The 17543-nt window shown below is 34.7% G+C and carries 18 protein-coding genes; 15 read left to right on the forward strand and 3 right to left on the reverse strand.

The genetic code is table 11. The features are described 5' to 3' along the window. Positions 1 to 20: 20 nt before the first annotated feature. A complete protein-coding gene (locus QA584_RS07340; protein WP_278273863.1) occupies positions 21 to 371 on the forward strand; it encodes a DUF2200 domain-containing protein in 351 nt (116 codons plus the stop codon). Between the two features lie 251 nt (positions 372 to 622). On the opposite strand, the gene QA584_RS07345 is transcribed toward QA584_RS07340, so the two are convergent. Then, positions 623 to 1141 (reverse strand): TetR/AcrR family transcriptional regulator, encoded by a 519-nt coding sequence (locus QA584_RS07345; RefSeq protein ID WP_278273864.1) that lies wholly within the window; start codon positions 1139 to 1141, stop codon positions 623 to 625. A gap of 118 nt (positions 1142 to 1259) precedes the next feature. Here QA584_RS07345 and QA584_RS07350 point away from each other — a divergent pair, with 118 nt between their 5' ends. Further along, a complete protein-coding gene (locus tag QA584_RS07350) occupies positions 1260 to 2285 on the forward strand; it encodes an SDR family oxidoreductase (protein ID WP_278273865.1) in 1026 nt (341 codons plus the stop codon). A 386-nt stretch (positions 2286 to 2671) separates the two neighbouring features. Continuing rightward, the gene (locus QA584_RS07355) at positions 2672 to 2962 is read left to right on the forward strand and encodes a helix-turn-helix domain-containing protein (protein ID WP_278273866.1); all 291 of its coding nucleotides are present in this window, start codon (positions 2672 to 2674) and stop codon (positions 2960 to 2962) included. Positions 2963 to 3123: 161 nt separating this feature from the next. Here QA584_RS07355 and QA584_RS07360 read toward each other — a convergent pair whose 3' ends face one another. Then, positions 3124 to 3249 carry a hypothetical protein gene (locus tag QA584_RS07360; protein ID WP_278273867.1) on the reverse strand — a complete coding sequence of 42 codons (126 nt, stop codon included), beginning with the start codon at positions 3247 to 3249 and terminating at the stop codon, positions 3124 to 3126. 55 nt (positions 3250 to 3304) lie between these two features. On the opposite strand from QA584_RS07360, the gene QA584_RS07365 reads away from it, so the two are divergent. Together QA584_RS07365 and QA584_RS07370 are read left to right on the forward strand one after the other, a co-directional pair. Beyond that, positions 3305 to 4768, forward strand: coding sequence for a glycoside hydrolase family 32 protein (locus QA584_RS07365; RefSeq protein ID WP_278273868.1), 1464 nt, complete (start codon positions 3305 to 3307; stop codon positions 4766 to 4768). Between the two features lie 630 nt (positions 4769 to 5398). Further along, positions 5399 to 7978 (forward strand): AAA domain-containing protein, encoded by a 2580-nt coding sequence (locus tag QA584_RS07370; RefSeq protein ID WP_278273869.1) that lies wholly within the window; start codon positions 5399 to 5401, stop codon positions 7976 to 7978. 185 nt (positions 7979 to 8163) lie between these two features. On the opposite strand, the gene QA584_RS07375 is transcribed toward QA584_RS07370, so the two are convergent. Beyond that, the gene (locus QA584_RS07375; RefSeq protein ID WP_278273870.1) at positions 8164 to 8409 is read right to left on the reverse strand and encodes a helix-turn-helix domain-containing protein; all 246 of its coding nucleotides are present in this window, start codon (positions 8407 to 8409) and stop codon (positions 8164 to 8166) included. A gap of 228 nt (positions 8410 to 8637) precedes the next feature. Between QA584_RS07375 and QA584_RS07380 the strand changes: the two genes are divergently transcribed. The 10 genes from QA584_RS07380 to QA584_RS07425 all read left to right on the forward strand — a co-directional run bounded on the left by QA584_RS07380 (position 8638) and on the right by QA584_RS07425 (position 17524). Beyond that, the gene (locus QA584_RS07380) at positions 8638 to 8910 is read left to right on the forward strand and encodes a DUF6809 family protein (RefSeq protein ID WP_278273871.1); all 273 of its coding nucleotides are present in this window, start codon (positions 8638 to 8640) and stop codon (positions 8908 to 8910) included. 132 nt (positions 8911 to 9042) lie between these two features. Further along, entirely contained in the window at positions 9043 to 9684 is a 642-nt protein-coding gene (locus tag QA584_RS07385) for a hypothetical protein (protein ID WP_278273872.1), read from the forward strand. A gap of 25 nt (positions 9685 to 9709) precedes the next feature. Next, a complete protein-coding gene (locus QA584_RS07390) occupies positions 9710 to 10474 on the forward strand; it encodes a CPBP family intramembrane glutamic endopeptidase (protein WP_278273873.1) in 765 nt (254 codons plus the stop codon). Positions 10475 to 10609: 135 nt separating this feature from the next. After that, the gene (locus QA584_RS07395) at positions 10610 to 10828 is read left to right on the forward strand and encodes a YdbC family protein (RefSeq protein WP_278273874.1); all 219 of its coding nucleotides are present in this window, start codon (positions 10610 to 10612) and stop codon (positions 10826 to 10828) included. 376 nt (positions 10829 to 11204) lie between these two features. Then, on the forward strand, positions 11205 to 13067 hold the full coding sequence (locus tag QA584_RS07400) for a CASTOR/POLLUX-related putative ion channel (protein ID WP_278273875.1): 1863 nt from the start codon (positions 11205 to 11207) through the stop codon (positions 13065 to 13067). A gap of 651 nt (positions 13068 to 13718) precedes the next feature. Next, positions 13719 to 13919: a hypothetical protein gene (locus tag QA584_RS07405; protein ID WP_278273876.1), complete on the forward strand. Its 201-nt coding sequence runs from the start codon at positions 13719 to 13721 to the stop codon at positions 13917 to 13919. A gap of 87 nt (positions 13920 to 14006) precedes the next feature. Continuing rightward, complete coding sequence (locus tag QA584_RS07410) at positions 14007 to 14426, forward strand: hypothetical protein (protein ID WP_278273877.1); 420 nt, start codon at positions 14007 to 14009, stop codon at positions 14424 to 14426. A 29-nt stretch (positions 14427 to 14455) separates the two neighbouring features. Further along, the gene (locus QA584_RS07415; RefSeq protein ID WP_278273878.1) at positions 14456 to 14908 is read left to right on the forward strand and encodes a UPF0158 family protein; all 453 of its coding nucleotides are present in this window, start codon (positions 14456 to 14458) and stop codon (positions 14906 to 14908) included. 112 nt (positions 14909 to 15020) lie between these two features. Then, positions 15021 to 16529, forward strand: a complete 1509-nt coding sequence (locus QA584_RS28825) for an SEC-C metal-binding domain-containing protein (protein ID WP_278273879.1) — start codon at positions 15021 to 15023, stop codon at positions 16527 to 16529. 173 nt (positions 16530 to 16702) lie between these two features. Next, entirely contained in the window at positions 16703 to 17524 is an 822-nt protein-coding gene (locus QA584_RS07425) for a helix-turn-helix domain-containing protein (protein WP_278273880.1), read from the forward strand. Positions 17525 to 17543: the final 19 nt, after the last annotated feature.

Consider the following 17543-nt stretch of genomic DNA (forward strand, 5'->3'; position numbering starts at 1 on the left):
GCGAAAGGAAATGATACTTTATGACAAACGAACGTGTATACAAGATGGCATTTTCAACTGTCTACCCGCTGCTTGTTCAAAAGGCGGAGCGTAAAGGTCGGACCAAAGCAGAGGTTGATACTGTGATTTGTTGGCTGACAGGGTATGACGATTCTGGCTTGCAAGTGCAGATCGTAAAGAATGTAGATTACGAAACCTTCTTTAAGGAAGCCCCGGGGATAAACCCAAATGCCGTCAAAATTTCAGGTGTGATCTGTGGGCATCGCGTCGAGGAAATCAAAGAACCGCTCATGCAGAAAATCAGGTGGCTTGATAAACTGGTGGATGAATTGGCAAAAGGCAAGCCAATGGAGAAGGTTTTGCGGAGTTGAATGTGATTAGCAGAGGATGGAATCATGACAGACAAACAATCACCACAATAGATAATACACTTTAAGAAAATATCCTGTCCACTAAGAGAAAATAGGTATCTTGGTGGCAGGATATTTTTTTAACTACACAAGGAATGCATAAAAACATGAGAGGAAATGCTTATGGTTCTTTCCATATGATTGAGTCAGATGATACCGAAAGATATTCACTAGTTAGTGAAGTCCATTCATCTTACCATTCATGCTCACTTTCAACAATCCCTTATCATATCAAATTGCTTCAAAAATTTCATTATCTCTTTAAGAGGCTTTTGCTGCCCTTCCTGTAACCATTTTCGCCAAATCGCGTAAACACCGGCAGACATGAAAGTTGTCCGGTAACCCTCGCAGTCAGGGGCATAAAATTTCTTAATTTCTTCTATGAAAATCTGTTGAATAATTGGCTCAAATCCACGGTCCGCAGACGAGAGCAAAGCATCACCAAACATATTGAAAAAATTAAACTGGCTGTTAAATTTGGCAGAATCTTGTGAATTTAGACGAATCGTGTCAAAGACATCCGCAATTTTTGGCTGGTAATACTCATATAAAATCTGTTCAAGTCCGTCAAAATTGCGGTAAAAAGCCATACGGCTTACGCCTGCCCGTTTGCAGACCTGAGAAACGGTCAGCGCCTGCAGCTTTTCTTTAGCCAACATTTGCAGCAGGGCTGTTGTGATAAAATCTTTGGTATCATATTTAATTTCCTGTGCATGCTTTGTAGCTGCCATTACAATACCTCCTTCCCTGTCACAGATGATCGTATCTGAGTTGATTTCAATCTGATGATAGTATATACTAAAGCCACAGACGTTACAAGTGAAACATTAGTTGAAGGAGGATATTATCATGGAAAAAGAATTGGTCTTAGTAACAGGCGGAAGCGGTTTTATCGCCGTACACATAATCTTAAAACTTTTAAAGGGGGGATACCGGGTTCGGGCGACCCTTCGTACCATATCACGGCAGGACGAAGTCAAATCAATGCTGGCACGGGGTGGTGTAACTGAGTTTACCAATCTGGAGTTCATCCAGACAGATTTGACAAGTGATAAGAACTGGATGGAGGCGGCAGCCGGAGCTTCTTACGTTATTCATGTAGCATCACCGACACCAGCTACGCGTCCGGAGGATGGCGATGAGATGGTTAAAATGGCGGTGGAGGGCACCTTGCGTGTGATGAAGGCAGCGAAAGCGTCGGGAGTGAAACGTGTAGTCTTAACCTCAGCTTCCGGGTCGGTAATTGCAGGACACAAATCTCATCCTGAGGTTTTTACAGAGGAAGACTGGACGGATTTAACGAGTAATATTGATGCGTACCAGCGTTCCAAAACAATGGCAGAACATGCAGCTTGGGAGTTTGCCAAGAAAGAAAATATGGAGCTTTCAGCGGTCAATCCGGTGGCGGTCATGGGGCCGGTACTCGGCCAGGACTATTCCCATTCCAACCAAATTATTAAAGGGATGTTAGACGGCAAAATGCGTTTCCTCTTGAAAGCCGCCTTTGACTGCGTTGATGCGAGAGATGTCGCAGACTTACATTTGCTCGCAATGACACGTCCAGAAGCCGCAGGAGAGCGGTTCCTTGCTACGTCAGGCGAAAACCTGACCTATAAAGAGGAAGCGAAAATTTTGCAGAGAAACTTAGGTAGTGCAGCGAAAAAAGTCTCCACGAAAGTGATGCCTGATATTCTCGTGAAATTCCTGGCAGTATTTAACAAAGATTTGCGTATGCCGGCGACGTTCTTAGGTCAGAACACCGCCTGCAGCAATGCAAAAGCCAAAAAATTGCTTGGCTGGCAGCCAAGATCAGCAGAAGAAGCAATTATGGCAACTGCGAAAAGCATGATTGAACTTGGGTTGATTGATAAATAGACATTTAAAATGGAGATGGTGACATCTCTAAAGCGGGCAGTAAAAGGCATGAGCCATATGCAGGTGCAGATGTTTTGAGTATTAATATCCTTTAAAACTTAGGAATGCTTGATTTGCTAATATTACTGTACTTAGCAGGCTCAGTAATATGATTACGGAGAAATTTTCTATTTGTATATAAATCAATAGAGGTAAGTACCAGATTTTCCATAGCAGCACTGGCACTTTCAAGACTCGCTTTCCTAGAGTGGAATGTTAATTGACCGAGAAAGGCAGAACCCTTGTTACAATATTTAACTAATTAGAATACAGCAAAAATGATGTATTGCCAATACAACAAAAATGATGTATAATATATCTAAGTTCTTTTGAAAGGAGTGTGTATTATGCCATTTAAACAAATAGATATAAAAGAAAAAATATTAAAGAAAGCAGCTAAGGATACCGAGTTTAAAAAAGCTTGGGAAAATAGTAGGAATGAATATATATTGTTGCATGATGTCACACAAATAAGAAAAGAGATGAATTTAACTCAGAAAGAACTTGCAATTATATCAAATAGTACTCAACAAGAAATTTCTAGATTAGAAAAAAGGGAACATAGCCCTGCTTTGAAAACCATTTGTAAAATAGTAAATAGTATGGGATATGAATTAGTTTTAAGGAAAAAAGTATAATTTATTTTAACAAAGTGGCACTAGTGTTTTTCCTAGTGCCACTATTCGCATGATTCTTTGTTTAATGTTTGCAAAAAGGATAACATGGAATAATTTTCATATAGTGCTATACATATGATACGAATCTTTGACATGCGTTTATTAGCAACCTCTCGGTTATGTCACTTGTTGCTGGTCTTCTTTATCAAGTCTACGCCATCGTATGTCAGACTTTCCACACTTACAGCTTTCTGCAGTATGTAATAATCAAAAAAGTTCTTCGTATAGTCTGTAATAAAATTTCGCATCTCCATAGCATCCCGTTGTTAGAAAAACTACAAAAAATTGAAGGGGGAAGTATAAATGAGTGAAGCTTTAGAAAAAGCCAGGAAGTATGAGAGTGAGGTTAAGAAAGAAATACCGGAAGGACAAAAGCCCTCCTTTCATGTGAGTGCTCCCGTTGGCTGGATTAATGATCCCAATGGTTTTTCCCTGTATAAGGGAGAATATCATTTATTTTACCAATATCATCCTTATCGTACCGTTTGGGGACCAATGCATTGGGGACACAGTAAATCAAAGGATTTTATTAAATGGGAGCAGCTGCCCTGTGCTTTGGCGCCGGATACTGTTTATGACGGACAGGGATGTTTTTCCGGCAGTGCAGTTGAACAGGAGGGAACACATATCCTGATGTATACCGGTGTATCGGCGGCAGCACCGGAAGAAGGCGGCGGAGTCAGACAGGTTCAGTGTATTGCGGTTGGAGATGGTGTTAATTATGAAAAGCTGGAATGCAATCCGGTCATAACCAGTGATTTACTTCCAAAAGGAAGCAGCAGGGAAGATTTCAGGGACCCTAAGATATGGAAAGAGGGAGAAACTTTTTATGCGGTAGTCGGCAGCAGAAGCAGTGATTCCAGTGGTCAGATCGCTTTATTCACCTCTAAAGATGCAAAGAAGTGGAAATTCGTAAGTATTGTGGACCGTAGTCAAAACAGCTATGGAAAGATGTGGGAATGCCCTGATTTTTTCGAGGTGGATGGCAGGCATGTGATGATTACCTCGCCGCAGGAGATGTCCGCTGTTGGATTAGAATTTCACAATGGCAATAATACGCTGTACCTAATTGGAGAATTTGACAAGGAAAACAATACATTAATCAGAAAGCAGGCAGCGGCAATTGATTACGGCCTGGATTTTTATGCACCCCAGACAATGGAAACTGCAAATGGAAGAAGGATTATGATTGCCTGGATGCAAAGCTGGGATAATCATATTACTCCGTCTCATTTTAAATGGTCTGGGCTCATGACGATTCCAAGGGAACTAAAGGTTATTCATAACAGACTGTATCAGAATCCGGTACGGGAGCTGGAACAGTATTATCAGAATGAAGTGAAATATGATGCCGTAACGATAAATGGGAAAAAAGAATTTGAAGATATACGTGGAAGAGAACTGGATTTCACGGTAGATGTAAAAGAGGGCGGCTACCGGAAATTCACTGTCAGACTGGCATCAGACAGTCAGTTTTTCTCTGAAATAATTTATAATCCAAAAGAAAACAGCCTTACGTTTGACCGTACTTACTCCGGTCTTAACAGGGATATTATACATACACGTACCATGAAAGTAAAAGATCAGGGCGGGAGGATTAGGTTACGTATCTTAATGGATAAATACTCGGTAGAGGTATTTGCAAACGACGGGGAACAGGCTATGACCTCCTTGATTTATACTTCTTTGGAAGCGAAGGGTATCTCTTTTGTAACTGAGGGTGAAGTAACGATGGATATTACCAAATATGATGTAATTATTAAGTAGAATAGAACCGCACAAAGAGAGATTAATACATCCGTAATTAATATTTCTGGTGCGGTATCTTTTTTTATAGCACAAGCGGGCGGAAGTATATAAGCTTTTTAGAAATAAGAAATACTTTATGTAAATATAACTTGAACTGATTAGGCTTGATATAGGCTTTGAAATTTCTGTGGTAAAATGTAAGCAGAGATCTTGATGCCAGTGACCCCTTTTTTATTGTTTGTGGGAACATATATACTACTTAAAAATGTATAGGTTGAGGAAACAGAATAGACGTAAATTATGTTCTAATTGCATGATATAAAGTAATTGTAGCAAGATAAGCTATAGTGATGGTTTGGAATCGTGCTTTGTTTTTCAATGACTCAATCTCAGTTCAAAAGGTTATATTAGAGAGTATAGTAAGAGAATCCTTGGCTCCTTTTTGTTTTCGATTTGGAACATAGGAAGAGGTGAAATTACCAGTTTTCAGTCCAGGTGTAATTATACATTCTTGTCACACACATATATTGCAAAGATTTACAAAATGTGCTAGTCTTTCATTAATAACAAATTTGAGGGAAGGTTTTTATGTCATATTTTACGCAGTAAAATTATGATGAAGCTATAATAACAGAGGCGAGAATTAATATGGTTATAGAAAATATATTTATTGATGGTATTGATAAAACTAAGGAAATAGCTGATTATGAAGAGAATGAGAATGAGTATATAGTAAGATATAAAGCTAGTGACATCCCCTATACATTCTTTAAAGCGAAAAATAGAGTGATTATTCGAAAGAAATCCGTTGGACCTTTTGCGAAATTCACCCAAATTGCCAATAGTATAAAAGTTGGTGATGATTTTTCAGCGCTAGGTAAATACTATGAGAATATCTCTATAAGTGAGAATTCATTATTGCATAAATACCTTAATGGGACTCCTTTTGAAACATTTGAAGATGACAAACCCTTACTGTTTCCATTTAGATTTAATAAGAGTCAACTGGAAGCAACAAGGAAAGTTTTAAAAAATGAATTGAGCATCATTCAAGGACCTCCTGGAACTGGTAAAACACAAACAATATTAAATATAATTGCGAATATTATTATTAGAGGTGAGAATGTTGCAATTGTATCTAATAATAATGCAGCAGTTGATAATGTCAAAGATAAGCTTATAAAAGATGGTTATAGTTATATTTTTGCTTTGTTAGGAAGCAAGGAGAATCAAGAGAATTTTTTTAAAAATCAAGGTATAGATTCATTAGATTTATATAACAAGGATCTTGATGAAGAAAATATAGAAATGCTTCAAAGTAAGTTAGTAGAATTGAGCAATCAATTGGAATTATTGATGGAAAAAGATAGGCAAAAGAGAATAACAACTGAGCAATTGAATGCATTAAAGTTAGAGGAAAAATACTATAATAATGCACATAATATAAATGGTTTTGACAATAAATATATTAGTTTTATAAATTTAGGGTATGATAAAATAATTAGTTTTTTGATTGATCATCAAATTATGATAACGGATAAAGAAAAGCTAACACTTAAGAATAAGTTTAAGCTTTTCGTGAAGTATGGTATATATAGATTTAAGTATCTTCAAGAAAAGGACTATGAGGTAATTACTCGTTTTCAACAAATTTATTATAGTTTAAAGATTAAAGACTTGGAAGATAAGCTAGTAGAATATGATAAAACACTGCAAAGTCAAAATTTCGAAGAGTTAGCAGATAAGCATCATCAAATATCAAAAATAATATTTCATCATTATTTAAGTAAAAGATTTAAGAAAAAGAAAAAATATATAATTGACTCATATAAAATAAACTTTGATTCTTTCATTAAAGATTATCCGGTAATTCTAAGCACAGCTTATTCTGTGACGTACTCAATAGCTAAAGAATTTATGTTTGATTATGTTATCATTGATGAAGCCTCCACATTAGATCTTGTGAAATCGGTGATACCGTTATCATGTGCTAAAAAAATTGTTATTGTAGGTGATCAAAAGCAATTACCACATATACCAGAAAAAATTAAAATGAACTTTGAAAATGAAGCCTACGATTATAATACGAAAAATATAATGGACTCTCTTGACTGTTTATATGGGGATACTATAGAAAGGACTTTACTGCAAGAACACTATAGATGCCATCCTGATATTATTAGATTTTGTAATATGAAGTATTATGAGGGTGACCTAATTATATATAGCAGTAACTCAAATAGTAATGCGATAAATGTTATAAAAACGTCTGAGGGAAACCATATGCGTGAACTCAATAAGGGAAGAAAAGGAACATTTAATCAGAGAGAATTAGAAGAACTAAATTATTTACTCAAAAATGAGAATGACTATAACATAAAACTCTACTCAGAAAATCTGAGTGATATTGGATTGGTTTCACCTTATAGAATGCAAATAGAATATGCAAATAAAATAAATTCAGAAGAAATTGAAAAGGATACAATTCACAAGTATCAAGGGAGAGAAAAGCCAATTATAGTTTTCTCTACGGTACTAGACCAATCAGCAAAAGCAAAAGTAAAGATGTCATTTATAAATAACCCGCAAATGATTAATGTTGCTGTATCACGAGCGAAAAATCAGTTAATTCTTATTACTAATGCAGATGCATTTTATAAGAATGGAAATGACGTCGGTGATTTGATAAAGTACATAGAATATCACAATGTAAATAATATAAAAGAAGGACGAGTCATTTCTGTTTTTGATTTACTTTATAAGGATTATTCTATCAGATTATTGGCAAGAAAAGAAGCAATGCAGAATGCTAAAGAAAAAATAAAATTTAAAAGTGAGAAGATTATATATTCAATTTTATCAGAATTACTCGAGCAAGATATCTATCATTGTTATTCATTTGCACATGAAGTTAGGCTTTCTGATATCTTTTTAAATCAGGATAAATGTACTGAAATTGAAAAAAATTTTATAAAACAACCAAGAAGCAGTGTGGATTTTATTATATTTAATAAATTTAACCATAACCCGGTTCTTGCCATTGAGGTAGATGGTACAGAATTTCATTTAAATAATCCAGATCAGTTAGAAAGAGATAAAAAGAAGGACGTTATATTTGAAAAATATGGTATACCAATATTAAGGTTAGCAACCCATGCAGCTATTATTGAAGATGATATTAAACATGAATTATCAAAAATTACAGAGATTAATAAAAGCGTAGAATAAGCAAAGGGAAAGCAGATAATTATGTTGAAGAAATTGGGATAAGTATTATTCCGAGTACATGCCTTTACCACAATTCTTGAGATGTAAGTAGATATCGTTTTTTGGAGGTATTTATACATTATATAATGTCTATTTACTATTTATACGCTTCATGTTACAATGTTCTTTATTAGAACATTGGTTTTCTATTTTTCTAAACCAAATAACCATGGAATACTAACATTTAATACTTTTGATAGAGCTAATATCTCAATATCAGTAACAATTCTTTTCTTCTGTTCAAGTTTAGAAATACTTGCTCTGTCGATATAAACTGCTAAAGTTTCAAGCTTTACTGATAACTCTTTCTGAGTCATTTTACAACCTAATCTTGCTGATTTTATTCGATAACCTATAACATTGCGATCTTCGGAATCTAAAACTATTTTCATAATATTCACCTCTGTTCTTTATTGGAACACAAAACTATTTTATCTCAAATTATGATAAATAATGTTCTAATGAAGAACATAAAAGGATTTTGTTTAAAACATAGATGCAATAAATATAGTAAAAGCAAATTTAGGTCAGAAAGGTATATGGATGATTCGGAATAGTTGAAATATTATAATTATAAGAGAAAATAAAACTAGCAATTATAATGAAAGGAAAGAAACAGAATGGAGTCAATACTTAAAAAGCTATATTATGCCTATCTTAACCGGGATCAATTTTTTTATGATAAAAATCCGGAATATCGTAATATCAACAATAAGGCAATTAAGGTTATGGAATCATTAGAAAACAAAGTTTCGGAAGAAGACTATAAAACTATCATGAAGCTAATGGAATTACATACTGAAACTGTAGCACTTGAAACAGCGGATGCTTTTGAATGTGGTTTTAAGTATGGGGCATTAATCATGATTGAGGTTTTAAAAGATGAAAAATAAGATAAGAGATATTAGTTAATACAAAAACTTGGATTGGAGAAAAAGAAGTCTGATTCCCTTGTAAAAAGGGTATTCTCAAATCAATGTATTACTGTTATAGTTAAAGCAATAACTTGATAGTAATAACTACTTTTGGATATGCCTAAAAGTTTTAAGCTTATAGTAGTGTATGCATGCCTATTTATAGTATTATTATCAGGTTGCAGCAATAAACAAAAAGTTGAAAATGCTGATTTTAGTACGTTTAGCAGCTATTCTACTACTGAAAAGGAAGCGCTGCTTCCAGCTGCAGCATCTATACAAAACTTAACAGAAGACAGTATTAATGAGCGATATGAAAAAGCAAATAGTATTTCCTATGAAGATTATTCTAATATTGATAATATTAGTTATTTAGTTTTTCTTATAAAAAATGATCAATCATTATATTATGGATTTACAGTTGCGAAACAACAAAAAGATGAATGGGAATTAGCTTATTTTGAGGATTATGCTAACGAACAAGATGAATCCGTTAAGATTACTCAGTTTATTGGAAGCTACCCTGATACAGAAGACCAAAAGTTCCATGTAACCTCAGGATATTTTAATAATGATCAAATAAAACAAGTAATTCTTTATTATCCTGAATCTAAAGTTATCACTATAAATATAGGTGAAAATCAACATGGTTTTGTTGACATTAATATAAACTCTGACTACTCTTTGACAAAAATTGAATGTAAATCTGATGATGGAAAAACAATCTATCAAAAAGATTATGATAAAAAATAATGTAATTGGTTAGGGAGATTATAAAATGGTGGTAAATCGAAGAATAAAATTGGTCGGAATCATAACGCTGTTTTTGGTACTATCAATTGTAATTCAGCACTATATGGGTAACTATTTATACGGGATGGCATTCAAGCTATATCCATTTTATAAGTATATTGATCAAGACGATGCGTTTATGTATTTAATTCTGCATCACATATTTCAGGCAATTGTTTATTTGATTTTAATATGGGCGGCAGTTAAGCTGTTTCATCTAAAAACACGTGACTTTGGATTTAACCTGAATGATTATAAGGTCAGCATTAAATATACAATAGTTTTTTGTGTAGTATGGGCAGTTCTTCAATTTGGTGTTTCTTATCTGATGGTCAGAAATGGTTTGATTTTCGATATGGGATTTCCAGTGAATACAAGAAATGTTATAGGCTATTTCTTATTTGAAACTTTGCTTAGCGGAACGAGCGAAGAGTTATTTTTCAGAGGATTTGTGATAACAGTTTTACTGGTACTGTTTAAGAATTATTATAAGAATAATTCAGGATTGTACATTACTGTAATTCTTTTATCAACAGTTAATTTCTTGATAGGCCATATCAATTATGAGCTGTTTCCACCACAGATAACTTACATAGACGGGTTTCAGCAGTTGACTGTCTTGATTTTTGCAGTGGTTTATGGGATAACTTTTCTTAAGACAAAGAGCCTTCTTGGTCCAATACTAATGCATAATTTATTGAACGGGATTATTACATTGAACGGTCTTTTTTGTTATTCTATGTCACATTAGATAGTTTATAATTTACCTTAATCAACGGAATTAAAGCAATCAGTTCTGAAAATAGTAAATATGATATAATTACAAATTTTAAAGAATTAATGTCAGAGGTTATAAGAAGGAATTCAATGAAAGGAAACGATAAATATGGCAGATATAAAATATGATATTGTAAAAGAGATAGGAGTGCTTTCCGAAAATGCGAAGGGCTGGAGAAAAGAAATTAATCTAATCAGTTGGAATGGAGCAGAGCCCAAATATGATATTCGTGATTGGGCACCAGAACACGAGAAGATGGGAAAAGGGACTACTTTGACGAAAGAAGAAGTTGTTATGCTTAAAAAAATTTTGGATAGTATCGAATAGTTCTGAAATTAATTGTCAATAAGGTAAAGTTTGAGATGATATTATAGCAGGTAGTTAATACTTAATATAATCAGTGGATATACAAAAAAGTCCGATTCATAGTAATCGGACTTTTTTGTATTGGTTACAGCAGTATAATATAACTAATTTTATATTATATGAAATAAAATTTAGTCAGTCTCATGATAAAGATGATAGATTTCTATGACATGATAAATTTTGTGCCATAAGCGACAACTAAATATTTGTAAGTATAATGCACTTCGATCCATTTGTTCAAATAATTTGAATAAATGGATAGACATAATTATACACAAAGTGCCAATATATGGTATAATAAGTATAAATTTATTTATACAATATCACGGAGGATAGAATGAAAAAGAATAAACCGAGGTTTTGGGACAAAGTCAGATACCAGTTTGATAATCTGATGTCAAAGGGAACGATTGCATTAGTTGAGGTGTTATTTATTATAACGGCGATTGTGGTAGTAATAGCAGGTGTTTTGGGTGCATTAACCAATGGAGATCTTGCAACAGGTCAATCTATCTGGCAAAGTCTCATGCATGCAATTGATGCAGGAACTTTGGCCGGTGATAACACAACAAATGTATGGTACGTCTTACTAATGTCACTGGTTACAATTTGCGGAATTTTCATAACAAGTATATTAATCGGTATTATCAGTACGGGTTTTGAATCAAAGCTGAATGATTTAAGAAAAGGTACTTCAAAAGTAATCGAAACCGGACATACTGTAGTAATCGGATTCAATGACAGTATATATACGATTTTAACCGAGCTGATAGAAGCAGGAGCTAATCATAAGAAAAACTGTATTGTAGTACTGGGTGACGAAGAAAAAGAAATTATGGAGGAAAGAATTAAAGGCAATATAAAGGATTTTAAAACCACAAGAGTGATATGTAAATCAGGAAGAGTAACAGAGCCCTATCTATTGGAAAGGGCAGCGCTTGAGAACAGCAAATCAATTATTATCAATGAAGAAGACGACTTTTCGGTTATCAAGGTTATATTAGCATCACTAAACTACTTAAAGTCAAAGAATGCATTTGATAATGACCTTCATATTACATCTATCATACATGATAAAGCTAACCTGGGAGCGGCTAAAATTGCAGGAGAAGGTAAGGCAGAGATATTATTCTTTGAGGATGCGATATCAAGAATTATTGCCCATACCTGTAGGCAGCCTGGTTTGTCCATGGTACTTACCGAGTTTTTTGATTTTGGTGGAGATGAATTTTATTTTGAAAATTTTCCGGAACTGGAGGGCAAAACCTTTGGAGAGGTGCTGAATCTGTTTGAAATATCAACTGTAATCGGATTGCAGAAGGATGGGCTTGTTATGATGAATCCCCCCATGGATACAAAAATAAGTTCGAAGGATTACATCATTCACCTTGCAGAGGATGATGGCACTTCAAAGCCAAATTCCCAGATAGTAAAACTGGATTTATCTGTCAAGACGGAAGCAAACAACGGAGTAACAGAGAGCAAGAGACCACTTCTCATACTCGGATATAATAATTTTATGCCGGATATTTTAGCAGAATTAGATAATTATACTGAACCGGGAACTGAGATAACGGTAGCTAACACAGAATTTCCAGATGATATAGAGAGCAATAGATATCAGAATATATCAGTAGTATTAAAGCAATGCGATATTTATAAACGCAGTGAATTAGAGGAGCTGATTAAGGAATCAGCGGAGGATATCTTGCTGTTGAGCGATATGCAGAGCGATATGGAAAGTGCGGATGCTAAAACACTTTTATTACTGATACAGCTTAGAGATATTGAAAGTAAGTGGAAAAGAGAATTTAATATTACCAGTGAAATGTGTTCCGTAAGCAACCAGAAGCTTGCCAAGGTTGCTAATGTGAATGATTTTGTCGTTGGAAGTACAATTACAAACCTGATTATAACGCAAGTCGCGGAGAACAGAAAACTGGCGCTTCTTTTTGAAGATCTATTGGATGCGGATGGTTCGGAATTATATATGAAGAAAGCATCACGTTATGTTAAGACCGGTGTGGAAACAGACTTTTATACAATTACAGAAATAGCGAAGGAGAGAGGCGAAATTGCTGTCGGCTATAAGAAAGTGGCAGAGGATGGTATTCGCGTTGTAACAAATCCTAAGAAATCAGAAAGAATCTCCTTCCAGGAGGAGGATTATCTGATCGTAATAGCGGAAGATAATAATTAAAAGATCATATCTGATTATAAGGAGCAACCTTCACCTTTCAAAAACTTCTGTGGATGGCTGCCGCTCCTTGTCGGTTGGTATTCGAATGATCGGATTGGATTTCTACTTCTGGCATAGGTTCCGTATACCCTCAAAAGGAACTGTTTATGTTGTTGCATCGTCGGTAGTACCTCTGTTAAATTAAAAGTAGTAGTGAAATAAAGCTGTATTTTAAGATTAGAAAATTAAGTGAATAAAGAAGAACGATGGAATTAATACCGTCGTATCAGCCAGCCTCCCAGTTAGCGTGCTATATTTAAGTGCTTCAATTGGGGGGCTTTTATATTTGTTACTATGCAGGGAAAAGAACTATATGCAGAACAATGTATAGTCTGTAGTTTAGAAAATATGATGGCTATTAACTTATTTCTTGTGTGTTATAGTGTAGAGTAAATTGAAACAGGAAATTTGAAAATAATTGTAATATTCGTTGTGAAATGATAAAATGAATGTAAAATAAAGGAGCAAAATCGATTTGTGCTTATTATAACAAGCCGAAGTCTGAGGATGTAAACTGTTACAGTGTCCAATTGAAAAGCAATTAAGGAGGCACTGGAGCATACTGGGATAATGTAAAGAAATCTATCATTGATGAAAAGGATATAACAATTAATGGCATACAGTAAGGAATTATGGCTTGAAGCCAAGAGAAGATGCAAGCTTAATGATGAAGAAATTCAAATGGCAAAAGAAATGGGACTCAATCCTAAGAGCTTATTAAAAAATATACCAAATAAAAATGAACAGTGGAAAGCCCCTGTGAAAATATGGATTAGGGAAATGTATGAAGATAGATTTGGCAGAGCAGGTTAAATCAGATAACAAAAGTTTAAAGCCTAAAAAGAAAGTAGAAGAGTTACCATTTGATTAGGAGTTTGTAATAGATGAAAGGGGATTTCAATGAACTACGAAGAGTATGATATGCAGTGCAAGCAGCAACAAGAAAAAAATAATAGATATCTTGAAATATTTGAAAGAGATTTGATGGAATCCGGTTTTACTCACAAAACAATAAGTAATCATGTTGATAATGTAGAGTTTTACATTAACGATTATCTTCCAAGAGAAGCTCCTCTCGAGATGCAGGAAGGCTGTGGTAGTAAGATTGATATGTTTTTAGGCTACTTTTTCATACATAAGTGTATGTGGTCTACTCCAGGAACAATAAAGACAACGGCAGCAAGTATCAAAAAATTCTACAAGTGTATGAATAAACATAGATACGTATCGAAAGAAGATTATAATTATCTCTGTTCTATAATCAAAGATAATATGAAAGTATGGCAGGATGATTGTGCCGCATTTAATAATTTTGACTAATAAACTTACCGTCAGAGGAGATGTTTATAATGGAAAAAGTAACTGTTAGTATTGAATATATAGCTGATGCTATGGAAGCGATAATGGATGGTTGGGAACAATATTTGAATATGGAAACCGGAGAAATCGTATCTTTATCAGATGGAACCTGGATCGAAAGGGATGACGAAGCTGAGGCTTTGGCTGAAGAAATTGATACGACAGATAAATATGTACGGCTTCCGAATCAGTATGATATTCATGAATATGAGATCATGGAGGAGTTTGCATATGCTACTCCGAATCCCCAAAATCAGGAAAAGCTCTTACGCGTGCTGCGAGGGCGTAAACCATATCGAAATTTTAAGGACGAAATTAATCGTTTAGGAATTTCAGAAAGTTACTATGCATGGAGACTGATTACACTTTGTAAAAAGGCAAAAAACTGGTGTGAGGAAAATGAAGTTCCATATGAGATAAGAACAGAAGGGCTGGACATATAATGGTTACAAAACTTGGAAGTGTTCTTGATGCATTCGCTGGTTTTTGGTGGGGGATGGAGGATGGAATTTCTGATGAAAATTTTTCGATTCCATGGATAGGAGAAGGAGAAGAATGAGGGAAAGCAGAGATCAAATTGCAAATCATATAAAACAATACAAACCGCAGCACGTGACATTATTATATGAGCTGATGGTTAGGATTCTTTTAGGAAATAATGATTTCCGTTTAGTAGAAAAAGCAGATAGGGATGATCTGTTTCCTGTAATAGAGAAAGAAACCGGTAAAACAATAGATTACCAATTAGATACCATAATAGGAAAAGAAGCTCTAAAAACATTTAAAAAGATAGAAGAACTGGAATTTTCAGAGACGAAGCTAAAGAAAGCACAGCGAGTAGAATTGATGGCGGATGTCCTGGGAGATGATACCCTTTTTGAAGGATTTTGTTTGACTTTTTATGAAACAGATGAAGCACTGTTGGGTTTATGTGAAAATTTTGGTTGTCCGGAACGATATAACGAATTAGCAAAAAATGAAGTGTATCAAAAGAGAAAAAAGTACATGCGTTTAGTAGCTGATTATGCAATGGCAGCTGTAAACCTTTACGGCGTTATACATGTTGCAGAACTGCAGACTCTAATACTTGAATATGAGAATAAATTTGATGATAAAGGATATAACCATGTTGATGGGAACTATAAAAATACGGTGATGTTTACCCCTGAATTTATGTGTACATGTACGTTGCATCAATTGATTGGAGATGCAGTTCCGGTCGTATGTACAACTATGGATGGTCTTTTGCTTCATAGTAGCTTTGTGGATGCGTATCAGAATGAACAGGAAAAAATGTTGCAGTTCTTTAGTAAAATGAAAAGAGAAGTGACGGAAAAAGATCTTGAACGTTTTTATAAATCCGTGGGTGCGTCTTCATTTCGTATTCTATATGAAGATGCAGGTTTAAAGCAGATGTATCATCCGTCTAAAAGAGAGTTTCTGCGATATACGGATGATAATTATTATGAAATATCCAATGCAGAAAAACAAATGCGAAAGTATGTTGAGAAAAAGTTTCTGCCTAACTTTGAAAATGTTGCTCAAAAGGCCGGAGTAACCGTGAACGAATGTATGGATGATTTTATGAATGAACTTCATGATCAGGCGACTGACATGGGAAAGTCCGGAGAAGAGAGAGATCCACACGAATATGCACAGTTTATATTTGAATCCATGCAAGGGTATGGCATTGATTTTGAAGATACCGATCAAGTAAATGAATTTCTCGGGTATGCAATGAAGATTATGAATTCTGTTAGATTGTGGTGCAATCATGGGTGTACCCCGGATGAAGCGATGCGTCAGACAACATTGTATTCTGACTCAACTACAATAGTTCCAGGAAGTTCAAAAGCAGCTGGAATGCTGGTCGAAGGACGAGAACAGTTAGGTCAGATGGGGATAAAGATCGATCTGGATGCAACAGCCACCGATATCTCATCTTTTTCTTTTGAAAACGGAATGAATGGAACGATGACGAAGAATACGAAAAAAGTCTACCCAAATGATCCCTGTCCTTGCGGCAGCGGAAAGAAATTTAAGAAGTGTTGTGGTAAGTTATAAAGCATTTTTTAATATTGTGAAAAGTGTTAAGCCCAGGTGACAATCCAGCAATTAGTTTTTTCAACTGTTGGTTGAGATGAACTAAACTTTCATGTTATTGTAGTGTATTGTATTAGTGTTATAATGAAACTGTAAAAGAGCTCTTTACTAGTATAACTATAGGAGGTTTTTAAGTGGTTTCAATTGGTAAAAAAATCAAATATTTAAGAAAGCTTAAAGGGATTACACAAGAAGAATTATCTGATGTTTTGCATATTTCATATCAAGCAATAAGTAAATGGGAGAATGAAGTGGCACAGCCGGATATTTCTATAATACCTGTGATCGCTAATTATTTTGGAGTGACCATCGATGAATTATTTGGGTTTAAGCTTAACGCGTTGACGAATAAGGAGCGCTTTATACAATTCATGGTAAACAATGGGATGCTAAAAATAGTCGTAGATAATGATAGTTCTAGTAAGGAGACGAAATTTAGTATTAATACAGAAAAATTTGAGACAAACGATCAGATCTCTAAAGTCGGAGGATTTTTTGCTGATTTTATCAGGGACAATAACCTTGAATATGATACATTAGTTGGGCTGGCTTACCACGGAATAGCATTTTCTTCTGCTGCAAGCATTGCGTTGTATGAAAAATACGGAATGACGGTAAATTACTGTCATGACAGGCTTGTTCCTGATAGCAGGGGGCGGATAATATGCGGTCATACCTTAAGTGATAAAGAAAAGGTTATATTCATAGATGACTTGATCTTTTCAGGTAGTAATTTAATTGAGAGGATAGAAAGATTGAGAAAATTGGCTGACATAGAAGTTACCGCTGTTATAGTTATTGCAGATTTTATGTCAACAAGAGAGGGTGATTTAATGACCGGTGCTCAAAGAATAGAGGAAAAGTATGGAACCAAAGTATATTCTATCATAACGAAAGATGACATCACCAGAGCAATACGAGATGACATTATAGCAGGTGGGGAATACTTAATGTAATGAAAGTGGTAATAGGAGG

Origin of the sequence: Anaerocolumna sp. AGMB13025 (assembly GCF_029689925.1) — a bacterium.
Classification (GTDB): Bacteria; Bacillota; Clostridia; order Lachnospirales; family Lachnospiraceae; genus Anaerocolumna.